Here is a 15,753-nt window from a genome sequence, read left to right on the forward strand (position 1 = left end):
GACGAGCGTTGCCTTAGCGATGCGCGTTGCCGGCGGCGCGCGCTTCGAGGTAGCGCGGATCCGACGTTGAGCTGCAGGCGGCCTGATCGGCCCAGGCTTCGAGATCGCCGATGGCGTAGACAACGCGGCCGCCGAGCTTGCGAAAAGTCGGGCCATTGCCATGGCAGCGATATTTTTCAAGCGTGCGCGGCGAGATGCCGAGGAGGCGCGCGGCCTCGGGGGTGCGCACGTAACGGGTGGCGAGTTGCGCAGGCCTGTCGAGCATGGGAGATCTCCGTCTTGCCTCGAAGTGCCGCGGCCAAGTCGCGGCATGTCCGGGCCAGAGTGGCGGAGAGTTCAGGCGTTGGGGGTGGACGAAAATTGACGTACGTTTGTGTCCCCCCATCGTCGCAACCAGGCGAAGCCAGGCGTACTACCGGGGCGCAACTAACTCATCAGGTCGATGGCTTGAAGGAATCGGGGAGCCGATCAGAGGCCGCGTAGAAGTTTCAGATAGCCGCGCTCGACCAAAGCGATTGAATCGTGAATGAGCCGGTTCGCCTTGCGGCGGGCATGAGAATCCTTCCACTCGACCGAGCGGCGCTGAGCGTGGTCGGAGGCGAGCACCTTCGCTGCCACGTCTCGCGGGCCGCCACCCAGGTCGTGGACGTCGAAGGCGTGCAGGAGCTGAATCAGTCGCCGTTTCTGAAACGACGTCAGCCGCAGCGCCGCCGGGAGAAGACCGGTGCGCTGGCCGCTGAGGCGACGCACGAAGTGTAGCGCCACGTCGGCCCGCAGTTCGCCCATGCCGTCGAGCGGCACAAGCACGGCGGGACGGCGCGCGGCCTGCTCGTCGCGCAAACTGACATGGAGCTCACCCGAGCCGTCGGCGACAACCAGCTCGCGACCGTCAGCATCTGTCCGCCCGACGATCGACAGTCCGAAAGCGTTGCGATCAATCGAATGAACGGTCTCGAAGTCCGGCGGCGCGGGCGTCAGGATCAATGTTCCCGGTGATGCCTCGGGCAGCCAAATGGCTGGTTCGGGCCAAACCGGAGAGGCGGGGTCATGGGCGACACCGCAACCTCCATCGACGTGCGAAACTGGTTCGGATGGTGTTGGGATCGGATTCGCCGCGCGCGATCTGTCGCTCAGTGCGGGCGAAGTCGCGGCGGTAGTCGGCATTGCGACGAAGGAATTCGAGGGCAAAACCCGGGCGCTCAAGACGATTCAGGCGTTCGATGGTCTCCGGCGAGCGCCAGTACTGGGTCGGCATGGTCTGTCTTCTCGTCTTTTTGTTCTGTGCCCCGCACCACGATCCCTAAAGACGCTACAAGAGACCAGACCCGGAGGTTGCATCACGCGAGATCGCAATTTGCGTGATTGGGGCGCAAATCACTGCATCCGCGGTTCCAAAAGGCCCTGATATCCGGCTTCCACCATCCATCGCGCGCGGGCGAGATGGCTATCATGGACATTTTTGGCACGATCTGGTTCGCGCGTGGGGTCGAGGCCGAAGATCACGCTGACCACCTCGCGCCAGTCGGCGCCCTCCTCTTCGGCCATCAACAACCGAACGTAGATAGCAAGATGTTTCTCGTCATAGGCGTTGACGCGATCCGTTATTGGCGGCCGGTCCTGGAATGGCGCGCCGTTCATTGCAATTGCCCCTCAGCATTGATGCAGCGATTAGAATTCATCTAAGCTCCAGAACTTTGCAAGCTGGGAAATCGTCACACTCGAATTGTGCCGTGATGCGCAGATCGCATCGCGGCGCTCCCCGGAAGCGGCACACCAGGGCCTAGCCAGACGATATGAATAGCACAGTGACGCACGAATCGGAACGATCGTTCCTGGAACGATCATTCCGATGTGAGTTCCCTTGTTGCCATGGATCTCAAGGAGGTCATGGCGGTCAATCTGCGTCGGATACGTCATGTGAAGAAAATGACGCAGGAAGAGTTGGCCGATGGCGCTGGACTAAGCGTCCGTTACGTCGGCGCAATTGAACGCGCAGATGTGTCGGCCAGCGTGACCGTGCTTGGCCGAATCGCGGAGGCGCTCGGCGTCGAAGCAACCGATCTCGTCAAGCGAACGACGGTTCATTCCCATCGGGCTCGATGACGCGACAATTTTGTGCCCCACCGCAACACCGGCACGTCGTGAATCAACTCCGCATTGCCTCACGCATAAGTTGATAGTCGGCTTTACGTAAATCTGATCTGTCTCCAAAGCGCATGCCTAGTTCAGAAACGGACGAGCATGCTGGGGAGATGGAGTAGGCCTCATGACTCTGTACGAGCACTTGCCAGCCGACATTCGCGAGACAGTGGATGCTCTGGTCACGGAACTCAGGCCGCAACCTTGGCCAACGCGGTTCTTTGCGCTGATTGGCCTGCTCGGAGAGAAGTTGGAGGCGCGGCGCGAGGCGGAGCCGTGGCATCTGATCCAACAGTGGACCGGCATAGTGACGGCAACGATGGAGCACTTGCTCCCCGACAGTTCGGTTGTCGAATGCCTGGGACTGATGAGCATTAGTTTCAACGACCAGTGGCGCGCTCAGGCGCTTGGCCAGATCGAACGGGATCCCACAGTGCTGGATCGTCTCGTCGCCATTTGTCCGGACTGGGAAGACATCGTCGAGAGCGTGATCGAGGCCAACCAAAGACGTCCAATCAAATCGGCACGCGGCCGCTGATCGGCATCGGTTACGCCCTTGCCGCTTGCGCCGTCACGGCAAACGAGGTGCCTTCGCGCTTCCTCAGCGTGGCGGTGCCCCGCCCGGGCCAGCCGGGCGGGGCATTGCGGATCGGCTCAGTCGCCGTTGCGACGGTTGGGGCGAGACCAGATCAGGCTGAAGCCCTCGCCCTCTTCATCGGCGAAGAGGTTGGCGAAGATCGGGGCGGTGAAGCTCGGATCGTCGAGCTTGAGGCCGAGATAATCGCGGCCTTCGTTGGAGCGCTTGGACCAGGCGGCCCCGATCTCGACCCGGCCGACATAGATCCGGTGGCTGGGGGCGTTGTCGCCCGAGCGGCTGGTTTCGGGGACGATGCGGACGTTCCTCGCCTGGAGCGAGAGAGTGACGATCTCGCCGTTGAACTCGTTGTTGCCGGTCTTCTTGAAGGTGCCGATGGTCGCCATGGTAGTTCTCCTTGATCTCTGTTTTCGAGCCCGCACCTTGCGGCCTCGATGGTGATCGACAGGCCGGAGGCGATCGACGGCGCACCCCGAAGGGGCTGGACAGCAAAGGAGGAACTTTCTTGTCTCGCGCGAGGAATGGCGGCGCAGCCGGCAGGGGAAGAAAGTTGTGACGCCGCTGTTGCGCCAAAGGCGGTCGAGGCTTCAGCCGTCCTTCGGCCAGATCCATCCATCGAAGAGGCCGTTGGTGCGCTCGATCCAAACAGAGCTGACATCAAGGAGAACGTGGCGATTTGGGAGCCCACCGAGAGAGCTGGCCCAACGAATCCAATGCTGCTTAGCCCTCTGTAATCGAGACGGACGGATCTCCGCTTCCGCGATCGCGCGTCGGCAGCACGCCCCATTCACGAGAGCGGCTGGCCGTAGTTGTGATCCGTCACCGTTTGGTCGATGCCGCACAACGACTGCCACGAAACTGCCACTCTGCGATGATCGGTCGTGTCTCGATGCTTGGCCGCTCTGTGTGAAGCTCACAGACTAGAATGCGAGCACGCTGGATGTCTGATCGAGTCAGCCCCTTCCAATGGACGCTGCCGGCTTGCGCCAGGCCTTCCCGCCCCTACAGGGGTTACGACAATTCGCCGCGCGGACCCAGAGGAGGATCTCGCGCAAATGATGACCGCTAAGAGCTCGAGTGAGAAGAGAACCGGATGAGCGACAAAAGCGATCTTGAAAACAGAGCCATCGAAGCGATATGGAACTATCGTGAGGCCTTCGCCGTGGTCGGCCGCCTGGAGCGAAAAGAACGTTCCGCGCATCGAGCGGTGACCAGGATACTGCCTGAATTGGGGCGCGCCTTACGCAGCCAAGACACGCGGTGTCTTAAGAATAGCATTAAGATCGGCTCGGCAGCTGTCTCGCGGCAGAACGAAGCGTGGGCCAACCTAACTGAGGCGACCGCACGTTTGGATTCAGCCCACTCGACTTTGGCCGCCCTCGAGCGCCAACTAGGATATCTTCCAAAGGTCTCAAAACCACGAGATTCAGGCTAGCTCAAAGTATGCCAGGACGTCGAGCTGCGCCTTATCCTAGGCGGAGATTTTCTGCGGCTTGTTTGCCGCTGCGGTTCATCACCAGCTCGTAGCTGACCTTCGCGCCTTCAACAAGCGAGGTATAGCCGGCCTTCTCTACCGCCGAGATGTGCACGAAAACATCGTTGCCACCGTCGTCCGGCGCAATGAACCCATAGCCTTTGGTCGGGTTGAACCACTTAACAGTCCCTAACGCCACGTCATTTGCTCCAAAAAGAAAAAACACCTTCCCATCTAAATCATTGAACGAGCCGATCGCAAGTCTCCGCGCGAAAGCGGCTCGATGGGATCCGTTGTCCCGCCCGTTCGTAGGTCTTGGACAGAAGAAATAGAGTGCCCCACTCGATGAAATGAACGAGCACGCTGAAATCGGCCGGCATTCAAGAACGACGAGGCGAAGGTCACATTTTCTTCGAAAACTCCGTGCTAACTGTCGCCTGCTTGTCGCGGCCGGATGTACGTCGTGGCATCACGGGAGCCCCGGCTTTCATGCCGGGGTTTTTCGTTTCCGGCGCGAGAAGCAGCTTGACCGGATAGGCTCGTCAAATGGCGCAGCCCACTGCGACAATTCGACTTGGATGCGTAAGAATCATCCGGAGCGGCACAGAGCGAAAAGCCGAATAGCAGGCAGATATGGCGCAGAATATCTACGACAATCCCGATTTCTTCGCTGGCTACAGCCAATTGCCCCGGCAGGTGCATGGGCTGGACGGCGCTCCTGAATGGCCGGCGATCCGGGCCATGCTGCCCGATTTGGTCGGGAAACGTGTCGTTGATCTCGGATGTGGCTTCGGCTGGGCCTCGCGCTGGATGCGCGAGCAGGGCGCGGCCTCGGTTCTGGGTCTCGATCTGTCGCAGAACATGATCGAGCGTGCCAGGGCGGACACAGCGGATACGGCCATTGAGTATCGCATCGCCGATCTCGACACACTGGACCTCCCTGAGGCGGCTTTCGACCTCGCCTACAGCGCACTGACCTTTCACTATGTTCAGGACTTTGGCCGTCTCGTACATGTGATCCGCAAAACGCTCGTTCCTGACGGGCATTTCGTCTTTACGATTGAGCATCCGATCTTCATGGCCGCGGCACATCCGCACTGGATTTCCGATGAGGAGGGCCGCAAAACCTGGCCGGTCAATCGATATTCCGTCGAGGGCGAACGTCGGACGGACTGGTTTGCCAAGGGCGTTCTGAAATACCACAGGACACTTGGCACTACCTTGAATACGCTGATCGGCGCAGGCCTTCAAATTCGGCGGATCGAGGAGTTTGCCCCAACACGCGAGCAGATCCAGCAGATGCCGCAATTGGCCGAAGAACTCGAACGCCCCATGATGCTGATTGTATCTGCGTCCACATCGATCGGCGGTAAGCTTCGAAGCCTTCGTGATATCCGGCCGGATTAGGTTCCTGCCGGGCCCGCCCCGGTATTGATATCAGCCCGGCGTCAAGCGCTATCTTGCCGGCCCGTCTGCGGCCATGCCGGTGAAGCGAGCCAAGGCCGTGATGCTGACCGCAACGGCCCCGGCGATCGCGAAGACCGTTTGCCAGGTGGGCGAAGACATCGCCATCTGGGCGATTCCATGCGTCGCGCTGTAACCGGCGACGGTCGCGGGCGCGACATAGAGGATGATGATTAAGAGCCGCAGCCAAGCCCATGTCACGAGGGCGAGCGCGAGTTGGCCGATGCCGAAGGTTACGGCGCCAGCCGCGAACGCAACCGCGATTCCGCCCAGAGCGCCAGCCCCTGTGTGGAAGGCCCGAAGACCAATCGTCACGCCGGCGAAGACGGGCACCGCGAAGACCGCAAGCGTGAAGAGTAGCCAGGCGAAGAAGCCTATGGCGAGGAAAATAAGCAGTGGTCCCAAGGCAATCATGGTGGTGGGCTCCGTGAGATAGGGGTCTGACGGTCGCGCCTTCCACCACCACCACGGCGCAAACGCAGTATAGCAGCAAATGCCAGCGACCGGAATCGTCACAAATCCGGTTGCGGGCGAATGACAAAATGACCATATTGAGCGTCAGGAGCCGATCGCCCGGGCTGCAAGCGACCCAAAAGGCGGCATCTCGATTTCCCAATCGAACACCCGAACGGCAACCATTCTGCCGGCGCGCGGTGGTCATGAAGCGCTTGTGACTGCCACTAAGACGCCGGTGTGAAATGGATTTGCCATGTCTACCATCCAAAAGAAGTGCGCAGACTTTCTGCGTATGACCTTCAACGATCTGGCCGGCGGCAAGCTCGGATCAGGTCACGCCCACGAGATCGTGGCTGCGTATTTCGGCTATGGTACCGCGGCGGCTCTAAGGGCCGAGCCGAAGTATCAGCTTGCGGCTTTGGATAAAGCCGCGATCCTGATGCCTGATCTGCGCTTGATGGATCAGCGCGTGCAGCACCTCAATGGTCTCCCTGCAGGTCTACCCAATGTTGACGAGCTGGCTTCGCTGCTCTCGAGCTTTCTTAACGCAAACGGCTACTTTTCAGGTGAGGTTTGGTACACCCGAGATCTCGAGGAGTATATCGATGTATCCTTCATTCAAGAAGATCCCATGATGATCGAGGACGCTCTCTCGGGTGAGATGGCTATGACGAATGCTTTTTTTGACGAGCTTTACATAGACAAAGTAAGCCTAGACGTCGGAGACGATGTGCTCGTGGCAAATGTCTCAGGTTCTCTCAATGGAGAGAACGATCCGGATAAGCCGTTCCACGGGGATTCGATCGCTTTCACGACGATGATAACATTTGAGCGTGTGGCCGGTCGAACCGGCTATATGCGGCCGGAGCTGGAGACGTCGGGCGCCATTGATGACTCACATTACTATGATCAGGACGCCTGAGGGCAGCTAGGCATTTCATGGCACGATTGGGCTCTCATTTCGTCTGTCGTTCTGCACGACAAGGTACGGCGGCGCTCACGAGCCGCCGTACCTCCAGACCGGGATGCCTAGCTTCTTCGCTTTGTCAGCGAGATTGTCTTGGATGCCGGTGCCAGGAAAGTGCATCACGCCGATGGGTAGCGTCTCCAGCATCGCATCGTTGCGTTTGAACGGCGCGGCCTTGGCGTGCTTTGTCCAGTCGGGCTTGAAGGCGATCTGCGGGACCTTGCGATTGTCGGCCCACTTGGCGGCAATCAGCTCGGCGCCCTTGGGCGATCCGCCGTGCAGCAGCACCATGTCCGGGTGCTTGGCGTGCACCTGGTCGAGCTTAGCCCAAATTAGCCGGTAGTCGTTGAAGTCGAGTCCACCGGTGAGCGCGACTTTCGGTCCGCGTGGCATGAGCACCTGATTTTCGGCGCGCTTCTTCGCGGCCAGGAAATCGCGGCTGTCGATCATCGCTGACGTCAGATTGCGGTGGTTGACCTTCGATCCGTTGCGCGGCCGCCATGCGGAATGGGCGTGGCGTTCGAACTCGTCGGCGGCCTGGTCGCGCATCAGCTCGAAGGCGTTGCGTCGCTCGATCAGCGTTTGCCCTTCTGCCGTCAGACGCTCCAGCTCGACGGATTTGATTTCGCTGCCGTCCTGCTCCCGCTGCGAGCGCTGCTGGGCCAGCTCGTTATCGTCGAGCTCGCGCTCGATCCTGTCGATCGCACGATGGAAGACGTTTACCATCGACCAGAGCAGGTCGTCGAGGTCGGGCTCAAGACGGGTATCGGACAGCGCCACCACCAGGGCATCGAAGATGTCGGCGACGCTGCCGGCGAGGATTCGCGCTTCAGGAAGCCCCCGGGGATCGGGATCATCGTGGAAGGGACGGTAGCCATGGAGCTGGAGTTCCTGGAGGACCTGGTCGGTCGGGGATGAGCTGTGGTGCGGCTCGAAATCGTTGTCGTGGTCGGCGGTCATTGCGGTTTTCCCTCGTCGGATCGACCGCGCCCATCGCGGCCTTCATGGCGACGAAAGCGGCAGGCGGAACGGACTTGCACCCGCAGCGCAGCGGAGGGCCGGAGCCTTGGCGGAGGACCGAAGGGGGCCGACTATTTTGTCTCGCGATGTAAAGGCGGCTCTGCCGCCGACGGAAAATAGTCGGCCCACGAGGTTGCCGGTCCGGGCCGCCTGCCGCCCGATCGCCCTCTCAGAAGGCCGTGGGGCAGTCCTCTGGCGCCGAGGGGAAACACGTTCACCGACCGTGCGGTAACGAAGCGGCCGCGTCGCCCCTCATCCCGTTTCGGCTATGCCGCCAGCTCCATAAAGCGCGCGACGTCCTGCGCCGCGATCTGTACGCGGCTTGCGGCCCGAAGGGCGTCAAATCCGAGCAGGCGAAGATCCTCGTTGAAGTCGCCAAGCTGTGGCGAGATCACGATTGCCTCGATGCCGGCCTCCTGCGCCCGATCCATCAAGGTCGCCATGGCGCCGTCACCGGCAGGATCGTCGTCCCGGGCGATGTAGAGCCGGCGGAGCGTATCCGGAAGAAGGACGGCGGAGAGATGCGCTGCCGAGAGAGCTGCGACCATCGGCATGGTCGGCAGGGCGCAGCGGAGCGACAGCATCGTCTCGATGCCCTCACCGGCCGCCATGACTTCACCAGCGACGCCAAATCGAACAGCGTGACCAAGCAGGTCGCCCATCGCCCGCTTTGGCGTGTCGATTGGCGCCTTGCCCAGCGTCGCCTCGCTGAAACCATGCGGGTCGAGCCAGGTGCGGTGTACGCCAGCCAGCTCGCCGGACAGATCGGTGACGGCGGCGATCATCGCCGGCCAGGTCTCGGTCGGGCTGTGGTCGTCGGGCCGGTAGTAGCAACGTGGGTGAAAGCGCAGGCTTCCGGTTTCGTGCAAAGACGTAATGCCGCGATTGCGGAGATACGCTTCTATGAGTGTGCGTTCGATCGGCTGCGACATGGCAAAGAGCCGACGAGCGGCCTCCGGCGATCCTCGTGCCGCGCTGGAATTGCGGAGCCGCGGCTGATTGGGCTCGGGCTCTGGATGCGGCAAGCTGAGAAACAAGCGCGCCTCGTCGAGGACGTTCTTGAAGTCGACCAGGCGGCAACTCTCGCGAATGACATCGAGCAAATCGCCATGTTCCCCGGTGGCGGCATCGGTCCATTTGCCGGCGGCTCCCTTCGCCGACTGCTTGAGCCGCACGAACATTGAGCGGCCAGGCGTATTGCGGACGTCGCCGACGAGCCAATAGCTACCTTCCCGTCGTCCGGCAGAGAGGTAGTGACGGCACACGGACTCAGCCTGCCGGCCGAGACGCCGTGCGAGATCGTGTGCGTTATCGGCCATCGTCATCCCCAAAAAGAAAAGGTCCGCCGTCGCCAGCGGACCTTGTTGTTGCTCTCGACGGCTTATTCGGCTGCCATAATCTGCTCACCGGCTCGCTGATTGTGGGCGGTCCGCTCTTCTTCGTCTTCCAGTTTGTTTTCGCTAGGCTGCTCTGGAGTTTCCTCGACTATAGATTCGACCGCCGGTTCGTCGCCAATGGCTCGGCCCAGCGTGCGAAGCGGTTCGGGCAGCCAGGCCGTGTCGGTGAGCAAGGTCTGCGCCTCGGCAGCCATGTCACCCTTCTTCAGATGCTCGATCCGATCGGCGGCGCGCTGCCCTTTTGCCTCCACCACGGCCTGGAGGATTCGCGTCTTCGTCACCCGACCGAAGAAGTTGTCTACGGTCGGTTTCCACCCCGCCGCAGCCATGTCGAGATCGACAGCCCGGGCGAGACGGTCGGCGTGAGCGAGCGCACGCGGCCGCCGATTCCAGGGTTCATGCACGGCGTTGACCGACAGGCTGACGACATGGGCAAAGAGCATCGCCTGGCTGTCGCCGTCCCACGCCTGAAGTGCGTCCCAGAGGTCGGCCGATTCCTTCGGCAAAGCCTTCGCCCAGCGCTCGTGCCGAGCGCGGATCGCCTCGGCTAAGGCGCTGTCGTTCAGGCCGAGCGCCTGGGCGCCGAAACTCACGCTCTTCAGATCCAGCTCCAGGCAGCTATCCGAGCCGTAGTGGTAGAAGGTCTTCAATGTCAGAGCATGCAGGGCCGCATGAAAGGCGACCTGCGGCTGCTCACCGAGGGCATGACGCAGGCCGAGTGTCCGATGGGTGGTGAGCTCGGTCATCAGCCGGTCGGAGATGGGCGAAAGGCCCTCGTCCTCCTCCTGCTCGGCGCCGGGCTCGACCGACACGTTGCGCTCGCCGCCTTCGTAGCTCGCGGCCTTGGCCCGTTCGGCCTCACCATCTTCTTCAGCAAGACCGGGCTCCGGCTCCGCCGACGGTTCGTCTTCGGGCCGGACGTAGCCGCGCTCAACACGAAGCTCGCCTTCAGCGCCAATGCTGACGAAGACGCCTGCGCGCACGATCTCGGCCGGGTCGAAAACAACCGGCCGGCTCTCGAGCCCCTCCAAAGCTGTTTCCAGCTCGGACAACCGTTCGTCGACCTCGTCGGGCAGTTCATCGGCGTCCGCGTGTTTCTCAGACAGCTGATCGAACTCTGCTTGCAAGGCGTTGCGGGCCGCTTCCTCCTCGGCAGTGAGGGTGACGATCTCGCCGCGAAGTTGTCGCAGACCGAAAGCGTGGCCGTAAGCGAAATCGGGGGCGACCTCGGTCCACTTCCAACCCTCGGCGGCAATCGTCTCGGATTCCGCCTTCAGCTTGTCGGCCACCATCTGGTCGACGAGCGCGACATCCTGCATCCAGCCGCCATCGTCGCCCTGAAACAGATCTCGCAGCACCGTGCCACCGGCGGCAGTATAGGCGTCAACCCCGATGAACAGCGCCCGCTTGTCGGAAGCGCGGACCGCGCCTTCTGTCAGCATGCGGCGGATGACGTAGGGCTGCTTGTCGTGGGACGCCTTCAGCCGCTCGAACACAACTTCCTGACGCTCGTGGTCGCCAGATACAGCGAAGGCCATGAGCTGGTCGAGCGTCATGCCGTCCTCCGCATAGACGTCGAGCAGCGTCGGCGAAACCGACGCGAGCTTGAGGCGTTGCTTGACGACGTTGACGGAGACGAAGAAGGCGGCAGCGATCTCCTCCTCCGACTGGCCCTTTTCGCGCAGCGCCAGGAATGCCCGGAACTGGTCGAGCGGATGAAGCGGAGCGCGCTGGACGTTCTCGGCGAGCGAGTCTTCCTCAGCGATGCCGCTATCGCGGACGACGCAGGGAACCGGGGCGGTCTTGGCGAGGCGCTTCTGCTTGACGAGCAGCTCCAGCGCGCGGTAGCGCCGGCCGCCAGCCGGGATCTCGAACACGCCGGTCTCGGCGCCGACCTGGTCGACGACGGGCCGGACACTGAGGCCCTGCAGAAGGCCCCGGCGGGCGATGTCCTCTGCTAGCTCCTCGATCGAGACGCCGGCCTTCACGCGCCGGACGTTCGACTGACTCAGCACGAGCCTGTTGAAGGGGATATCGCGCGAGGGCGAAAGGGTGATCTTGCGAACGGTAGTCGCCATGGGATGATACTCCGCGACGGGCGCCGAGAGCCTCTCTCTCGACATCAACTCGTCACGAAGCGCAGCGCCGCCCTCTCACTTTGGAGGGCGGCGTCGCAAAGCCAACGAACAGGAAAGACGGAAAGCCTCGGAACCGGAAAAGCACCGTTCCGTATCTCCGGTTGTCCGGGAATCAGGCCGCGCGGTCGAGCAGCTTCTTCGCCCGTGCCTCCATGTCGAGTCGTGCGTCCTGATGAGTCTTGTCGCGCGCGACGGCTGTGATGCCCTGGACGAAATCAAACACGCTCTCGGGCTTCCGGCCTTCCTCGGACAGAACTGTGTCGATGATCTTCGCCGTCTCGGTCTTGGAGAAGCCGCCCTTGCGCAGAAACTCGCTGCGGTCCTCGTCGGTCCGGGCGACGATCCGCTCCCGCGCCGATTTGATGCCGTTGACGAAGGGCATCGGCGAAGAGTTCGCGAAGCGTGTCAGCGCCGGCGCCGCCTCATGGGCGAAGCGCGTCGCGGCGTATTTCGAATGGCGGATGGTGATCTCCTCGAAATCCTGAACACCCCACAAATTCCGATTCTGACAGACGGCGCGAAGATAGAAGCTCGCTATGCCGAGCGTCTTCGCGCCCACCTCGGAATTCCAGCAGTAGAAGCCGCGGAAGTAGAGGTCCGGCAAGCCGTCGGGCAGCCGGCCGGCCTCGATCGGATTGAGGTCGTCGACCAGAAACAGGAAGACATCGCGATCGGAGGCGTAGAGCGTCGTCGTATCCTGGGTGATGTCGACGCGCGGGTTGTAAACGCCAGTCGACCAATCAAGCACGCCTGGGACCTTCCAGCGCGTGTCACCCGTGCCATTGCCGGCGATGCGCTGAACAGCTGCCACGAGTTCGTGGTCAAATATACGCCCATATTCCGGACCCGTCGCGGCGCGAAGCTCGAGGCGACTGCCCTGCACCTCAAGCGTTTTTATCTGCTCGGCTCGATGAAAGCTGAGGCCGAACTGCAGGTTGATGCCAGCGAGCGGTGCCGGAAGCTGACGGAGGTAAGCCGCCGGCGCTCCGACCAAGCTGGCAAGTTGACCGAAGCTCCAATGAGTCGGCGCGATCGGCGCGTCGCAACCGGGTAGCATCAGCGTCAGGCGCTCGGCATCGTCGCGGTTGGCCTCCACTCGGATCGCGGTGCTCTCGACCGTTCGGGTCCGGCTGCGCTCGCTCCGGCTGCGCACGGCGGAGTAGAGATCCGACAAGGACAGATAGCGTTCGTCCGCCGGCCGCGAGAACCATTCGGATGAAACGCGGCCGATGCGCTCGCCGCGACTCACATCCACCTTGTAGCCGCCGGCGCAGTCGTGGGCAGCGATCAAAACTTCTGCTTGGGTCATGGGACAATCTCCATGACGGGCGCCGGAGGCCTCTCCTCCGATCATCAACCCGTCACGGCGAAGCCGATCCGTCCTCTCACTCTAATGGGGGCGTTGCGGGGTCTCCCCGCAGAAGGGGGTGCGTCGGCGACCGCGGCGCCGACCAGGGGGAAGGCTTTCCCCTCAAAGGCGCACCGCCGGAATTCGCCATATCATCGGAGCAACAGGCTGCGTAACCCGATGGACCAGCTCGGAAAGTTAGTGCGCGCGCAAACAAGGGGAACTGAACATCGGAGCCAACTGGCGGGTGCTTTCGCCATTTTCATACGACAGCTTGACTTGACGTCCCACACACCGGCAGAACGATCCTCCACAGACCACAACGTCAGCGATTGAAACGAAAATGACGTTCGATATCAGGGGCAGCATCAAGAATACGAAGATCAGCTCGAACCTGTATGTCGTTTTTGAGGAACCGATCTCAAATGCGACCGACTCATTCCTTATCCGCAAGCACGAAGACGCCTCTGAAACGGACATGCTGGTTGAAATCGACGTCTAATTTATTCGAGCTGACATGCTCGACGACCGAGAGTCCATGATCGTTTCCTGCAAAGACAACGGATACGGGTTGGGAGACGATCAGCTCAAGGCATTTCTAACCAAAGACACTTCCTACAAGGACGACCTTCCGATCTTCGCGATTGGTCAGTGTACCTGCGGCCGAGAGCCGCAAGTATTTTTGCTACGCTCCGTTACGCTATCTTGCGGCTATCAACGCAGGCTGACGCGTTAACTCGCTCGCGTTTGACGCGAGCTATGCGGGGTCATCGAGAATATCGTTTTCTTCCGTCATTCTGGGTGCCAACATCTCAGTCATCTCGACCGTGACGTTTCGTGCGGCGGAGTGATGGAGAAGACGAATGACGGAGTCCAAATTCCTGACACCGGAGGAAGTGTCTGCACGATACCGTGGCGAGGTCTCCGTGGGTACGCTGCGGAATTGGCGCGCAATGCGAACTGGGCCTGCATACATCAAGATCGGCAAAGCCGTCTTATACCCGGTGGACGAGCTTGACGCATGGGATCGGGGAAATCTGGTGATTTGTAGTGCGTCGAAAGAACTGAACGTGAGCTAGCTTGAGAAAAACAAAATCGCGCTCTAATATGATGACTCAATCCGCTGGCACGCTCGAGACAACGACTCGGTTGCTGTGCTCGGAATGATAGGGAGCTAAAATCGCGAACCGCGCTGCGTTTCCCCTGTTCAGCGGTGCACCGTCAGACCACCGCTTTCATCATAAGTCGGCTCAACACTGACGCCATGTCCTCGCGGCACTCCGTCCGTGACCAAATACTCAGCGCAGAGAAGGCGACGTTGAGTTGAGCGCTCCGAACCGGTCGGTTCAGGCAATCAGCCGTGTCCGATAGGCCTCAAGCCGCGCCAGTCGATCCTGCAGATACGTGCGATATTGGATCAGAAGATCATCTGGACTGGCGAACTCGCCAAGCACCCTTTCCGTCTCTGCCATCGCCTGATCGATGGTGAGGCAGCCCGAACCGTCGCCTGTCATCTGATCGGTCAAGTAGCGCTCGACCTCCAATCGAGTAGGTTCGGGGAGAACCGAGCGCGCTTCGAAATAGATCAACCGGAGCCCGAACCAGCGCAGTCGCTCGTCCTCCATGCCCTGGACGATCGCGAGGCGGTCCTCCCATCGCGCATCGTGGAACGCGGCAATGCGTGCCTCATCAGCAGGACCGGGAAAGCCGCTATAGATGCGCTCTTCGAGGTGCGGAGATAATGCGTAGGGCTCGCGCGCAGCCATGTAAGCAGCCACAAGCCGCGCGCACAGACCAGTGTCCGCCTTCATGAGACAGGCCCGGTCTCCGGTGGCGCCCATCGAACCGCCATCCAGCATATGCTCGGGAGCGTCGTAGAACGCCGTCAGCGTGGGCGCGGCATTGATCCTGAAGCGACGAATCGGACTTGGCTTCTGCGTCAGATGAACTTGCAGTTCGAGATCGCTCATCGCGGCAAGCCGGCCCATGTCTTCGTTGAGACTCAAGCAAAGCCGGCCATTGGCCTGATCGGGATCCCTGCCGATGCAGACGACCGACGTATGATAAGCTTGGCCGCCGAAAAACTCGGTCAACACGAAGCCGTCTTCGACCTCAATGAAATCCGCGACGGTCGCTTTGTTCGAGAAGCGCACGAAGCGCTGCCACAACTCCGGAGACCTTCGATAGACCAATCGGCTCAGTTCGAGCGTCGCAAGCACATCGGACATCGCGTCGTGTGCCCGAGCATGTGCGACGCCATTTGCCGCCGCCAACTGTTGCAAGCGAAATGTCCGCCGCCCTTCTTCGCTGACCGGCACAACTAGTTGCGCAGGCGACACGGCATCGGCGGCCATCACCAGACTGAGCGCATCGGCGCGGCAGTTTCGATGATTACTTGTCAGATATGCCGGATATAGGCACTGGAAGAGGGCGTGGCGCAGCATCTCCTCGTCGAAGCGGATGGAGTTGAAGCCGACGAAAACCGCAGGGCTCCAGGAAATCAAGGTCCGGCGAATATCTCCTACCATGGTGTAGTGCGACGGCAGGCTGGAATCAGTCAACGACTCGATCGGCAATCCGTTCGTCCGAAGCGCCGAAGGATGGGGAAGCACATGTGGCTGAAGGCGCGAGCGCGTCTCGAACCGAGCCACCTCGTTCAGGTTTTCATCGGTGCGAACAGCGGCGAAGTGGAGAATCTGATCGAAGCCACGCTTAAGCCCCGTCGTCTCGGTGTCGAAAAAGACGAAGCTCATGG

General features: G+C 61.2%; 19 protein-coding genes. 7 read left to right on the forward strand and 12 right to left on the reverse strand.

The window, feature by feature from the left end; all coding sequences use genetic code 11:
* Nucleotides 1-13 precede the first annotated feature (13 nt).
* The 4 genes from ACE10W_RS39055 to ACE10W_RS39070 all read right to left on the reverse strand — a co-directional run bounded on the left by ACE10W_RS39055 (nucleotide 14) and on the right by ACE10W_RS39070 (nucleotide 1,638).
* Nucleotides 14-265: an AlpA family transcriptional regulator gene (locus tag ACE10W_RS39055; protein ID WP_014490270.1), complete on the reverse strand. Its 252-nt coding sequence runs from the start codon at nucleotides 263-265 to the stop codon at nucleotides 14-16.
* A gap of 203 nt (nucleotides 266-468) precedes the next feature.
* Nucleotides 469-984: a DUF2285 domain-containing protein gene (locus ACE10W_RS39060; RefSeq protein ID WP_014490271.1), complete on the reverse strand. Its 516-nt coding sequence runs from the start codon at nucleotides 982-984 to the stop codon at nucleotides 469-471.
* A 61-nt stretch (nucleotides 985-1,045) separates the two neighbouring features.
* Nucleotides 1,046-1,255 carry a transcriptional regulator domain-containing protein gene (locus tag ACE10W_RS39065; protein ID WP_014490272.1) on the reverse strand — a complete coding sequence of 70 codons (210 nt, stop codon included), beginning with the start codon at nucleotides 1,253-1,255 and terminating at the stop codon, nucleotides 1,046-1,048.
* A 119-nt stretch (nucleotides 1,256-1,374) separates the two neighbouring features.
* A complete protein-coding gene (locus ACE10W_RS39070) occupies nucleotides 1,375-1,638 on the reverse strand; it encodes a hypothetical protein (protein ID WP_011082886.1) in 264 nt (87 codons plus the stop codon).
* A gap of 231 nt (nucleotides 1,639-1,869) precedes the next feature.
* Here ACE10W_RS39070 and ACE10W_RS39075 point away from each other — a divergent pair, with 231 nt between their 5' ends.
* Together ACE10W_RS39075 and ACE10W_RS39080 are read left to right on the forward strand one after the other, a co-directional pair.
* Complete coding sequence (locus tag ACE10W_RS39075) at nucleotides 1,870-2,103, forward strand: helix-turn-helix domain-containing protein (RefSeq protein WP_016841283.1); 234 nt, start codon at nucleotides 1,870-1,872, stop codon at nucleotides 2,101-2,103.
* Between the two features lie 163 nt (nucleotides 2,104-2,266).
* Nucleotides 2,267-2,677, forward strand: a complete 411-nt coding sequence (locus ACE10W_RS39080) for a hypothetical protein (RefSeq protein WP_011082888.1) — start codon at nucleotides 2,267-2,269, stop codon at nucleotides 2,675-2,677.
* Nucleotides 2,678-2,793: 116 nt separating this feature from the next.
* Here ACE10W_RS39080 and ACE10W_RS39085 read toward each other — a convergent pair whose 3' ends face one another.
* Entirely contained in the window at nucleotides 2,794-3,120 is a 327-nt protein-coding gene (locus ACE10W_RS39085) for a DUF736 domain-containing protein (RefSeq protein WP_011084751.1), read from the reverse strand.
* Nucleotides 3,121-3,827: 707 nt separating this feature from the next.
* On the opposite strand from ACE10W_RS39085, the gene ACE10W_RS39090 reads away from it, so the two are divergent.
* Nucleotides 3,828-4,169 carry a hypothetical protein gene (locus ACE10W_RS39090; protein ID WP_011082890.1) on the forward strand — a complete coding sequence of 114 codons (342 nt, stop codon included), beginning with the start codon at nucleotides 3,828-3,830 and terminating at the stop codon, nucleotides 4,167-4,169.
* A gap of 31 nt (nucleotides 4,170-4,200) precedes the next feature.
* Here ACE10W_RS39090 and ACE10W_RS39095 read toward each other — a convergent pair whose 3' ends face one another.
* Nucleotides 4,201-4,407: a cold-shock protein gene (locus tag ACE10W_RS39095; protein WP_014490275.1), complete on the reverse strand. Its 207-nt coding sequence runs from the start codon at nucleotides 4,405-4,407 to the stop codon at nucleotides 4,201-4,203.
* A gap of 434 nt (nucleotides 4,408-4,841) precedes the next feature.
* Here ACE10W_RS39095 and ACE10W_RS39100 point away from each other — a divergent pair, with 434 nt between their 5' ends.
* Nucleotides 4,842-5,615 (forward strand): bifunctional 2-polyprenyl-6-hydroxyphenol methylase/3-demethylubiquinol 3-O-methyltransferase UbiG, encoded by a 774-nt coding sequence (locus tag ACE10W_RS39100; RefSeq protein ID WP_011082892.1) that lies wholly within the window; start codon nucleotides 4,842-4,844, stop codon nucleotides 5,613-5,615.
* A gap of 48 nt (nucleotides 5,616-5,663) precedes the next feature.
* Here the strand turns inward: ACE10W_RS39100 and ACE10W_RS39105 are convergent, their stop codons facing one another.
* Nucleotides 5,664-6,086 (reverse strand): hypothetical protein, encoded by a 423-nt coding sequence (locus ACE10W_RS39105; RefSeq protein WP_014490276.1) that lies wholly within the window; start codon nucleotides 6,084-6,086, stop codon nucleotides 5,664-5,666.
* Between the two features lie 295 nt (nucleotides 6,087-6,381).
* Here ACE10W_RS39105 and ACE10W_RS39110 point away from each other — a divergent pair, with 295 nt between their 5' ends.
* Nucleotides 6,382-7,050, forward strand: coding sequence for a hypothetical protein (locus ACE10W_RS39110; RefSeq protein WP_011082894.1), 669 nt, complete (start codon nucleotides 6,382-6,384; stop codon nucleotides 7,048-7,050).
* A gap of 75 nt (nucleotides 7,051-7,125) precedes the next feature.
* Here the strand turns inward: ACE10W_RS39110 and ACE10W_RS39115 are convergent, their stop codons facing one another.
* The 4 genes from ACE10W_RS39115 to ACE10W_RS39130 form a co-directional block, all read right to left on the reverse strand.
* Nucleotides 7,126-8,055, reverse strand: a complete 930-nt coding sequence (locus ACE10W_RS39115; RefSeq protein WP_011082895.1) for a DUF2493 domain-containing protein — start codon at nucleotides 8,053-8,055, stop codon at nucleotides 7,126-7,128.
* Between the two features lie 326 nt (nucleotides 8,056-8,381).
* Entirely contained in the window at nucleotides 8,382-9,440 is a 1,059-nt protein-coding gene (locus tag ACE10W_RS39120; RefSeq protein ID WP_011082896.1) for a toprim domain-containing protein, read from the reverse strand.
* Between the two features lie 56 nt (nucleotides 9,441-9,496).
* Nucleotides 9,497-11,590 (reverse strand): ParB/RepB/Spo0J family partition protein, encoded by a 2,094-nt coding sequence (locus tag ACE10W_RS39125; protein WP_014490278.1) that lies wholly within the window; start codon nucleotides 11,588-11,590, stop codon nucleotides 9,497-9,499.
* A 172-nt stretch (nucleotides 11,591-11,762) separates the two neighbouring features.
* A complete protein-coding gene (locus tag ACE10W_RS39130) occupies nucleotides 11,763-12,959 on the reverse strand; it encodes a hypothetical protein (protein ID WP_026192137.1) in 1,197 nt (398 codons plus the stop codon).
* A 382-nt stretch (nucleotides 12,960-13,341) separates the two neighbouring features.
* On the opposite strand from ACE10W_RS39130, the gene ACE10W_RS39135 reads away from it, so the two are divergent.
* Nucleotides 13,342-13,500 (forward strand): hypothetical protein, encoded by a 159-nt coding sequence (locus ACE10W_RS39135; RefSeq protein ID WP_016839828.1) that lies wholly within the window; start codon nucleotides 13,342-13,344, stop codon nucleotides 13,498-13,500.
* A gap of 361 nt (nucleotides 13,501-13,861) precedes the next feature.
* Nucleotides 13,862-14,077, forward strand: coding sequence for an AlpA family transcriptional regulator (locus ACE10W_RS39140; RefSeq protein WP_011082899.1), 216 nt, complete (start codon nucleotides 13,862-13,864; stop codon nucleotides 14,075-14,077).
* A 267-nt stretch (nucleotides 14,078-14,344) separates the two neighbouring features.
* On the opposite strand, the gene ACE10W_RS39145 is transcribed toward ACE10W_RS39140, so the two are convergent.
* Nucleotides 14,345-15,751, reverse strand: a complete 1,407-nt coding sequence (locus ACE10W_RS39145; protein WP_011082900.1) for an exodeoxyribonuclease I — start codon at nucleotides 15,749-15,751, stop codon at nucleotides 14,345-14,347.
* Nucleotides 15,752-15,753: the final 2 nt, after the last annotated feature.

It is taken from the genome of Bradyrhizobium sp. B025 (assembly GCF_042257955.1).
GTDB classification, from domain to species: domain Bacteria; phylum Pseudomonadota; class Alphaproteobacteria; order Rhizobiales; family Xanthobacteraceae; genus Bradyrhizobium; species Bradyrhizobium diazoefficiens.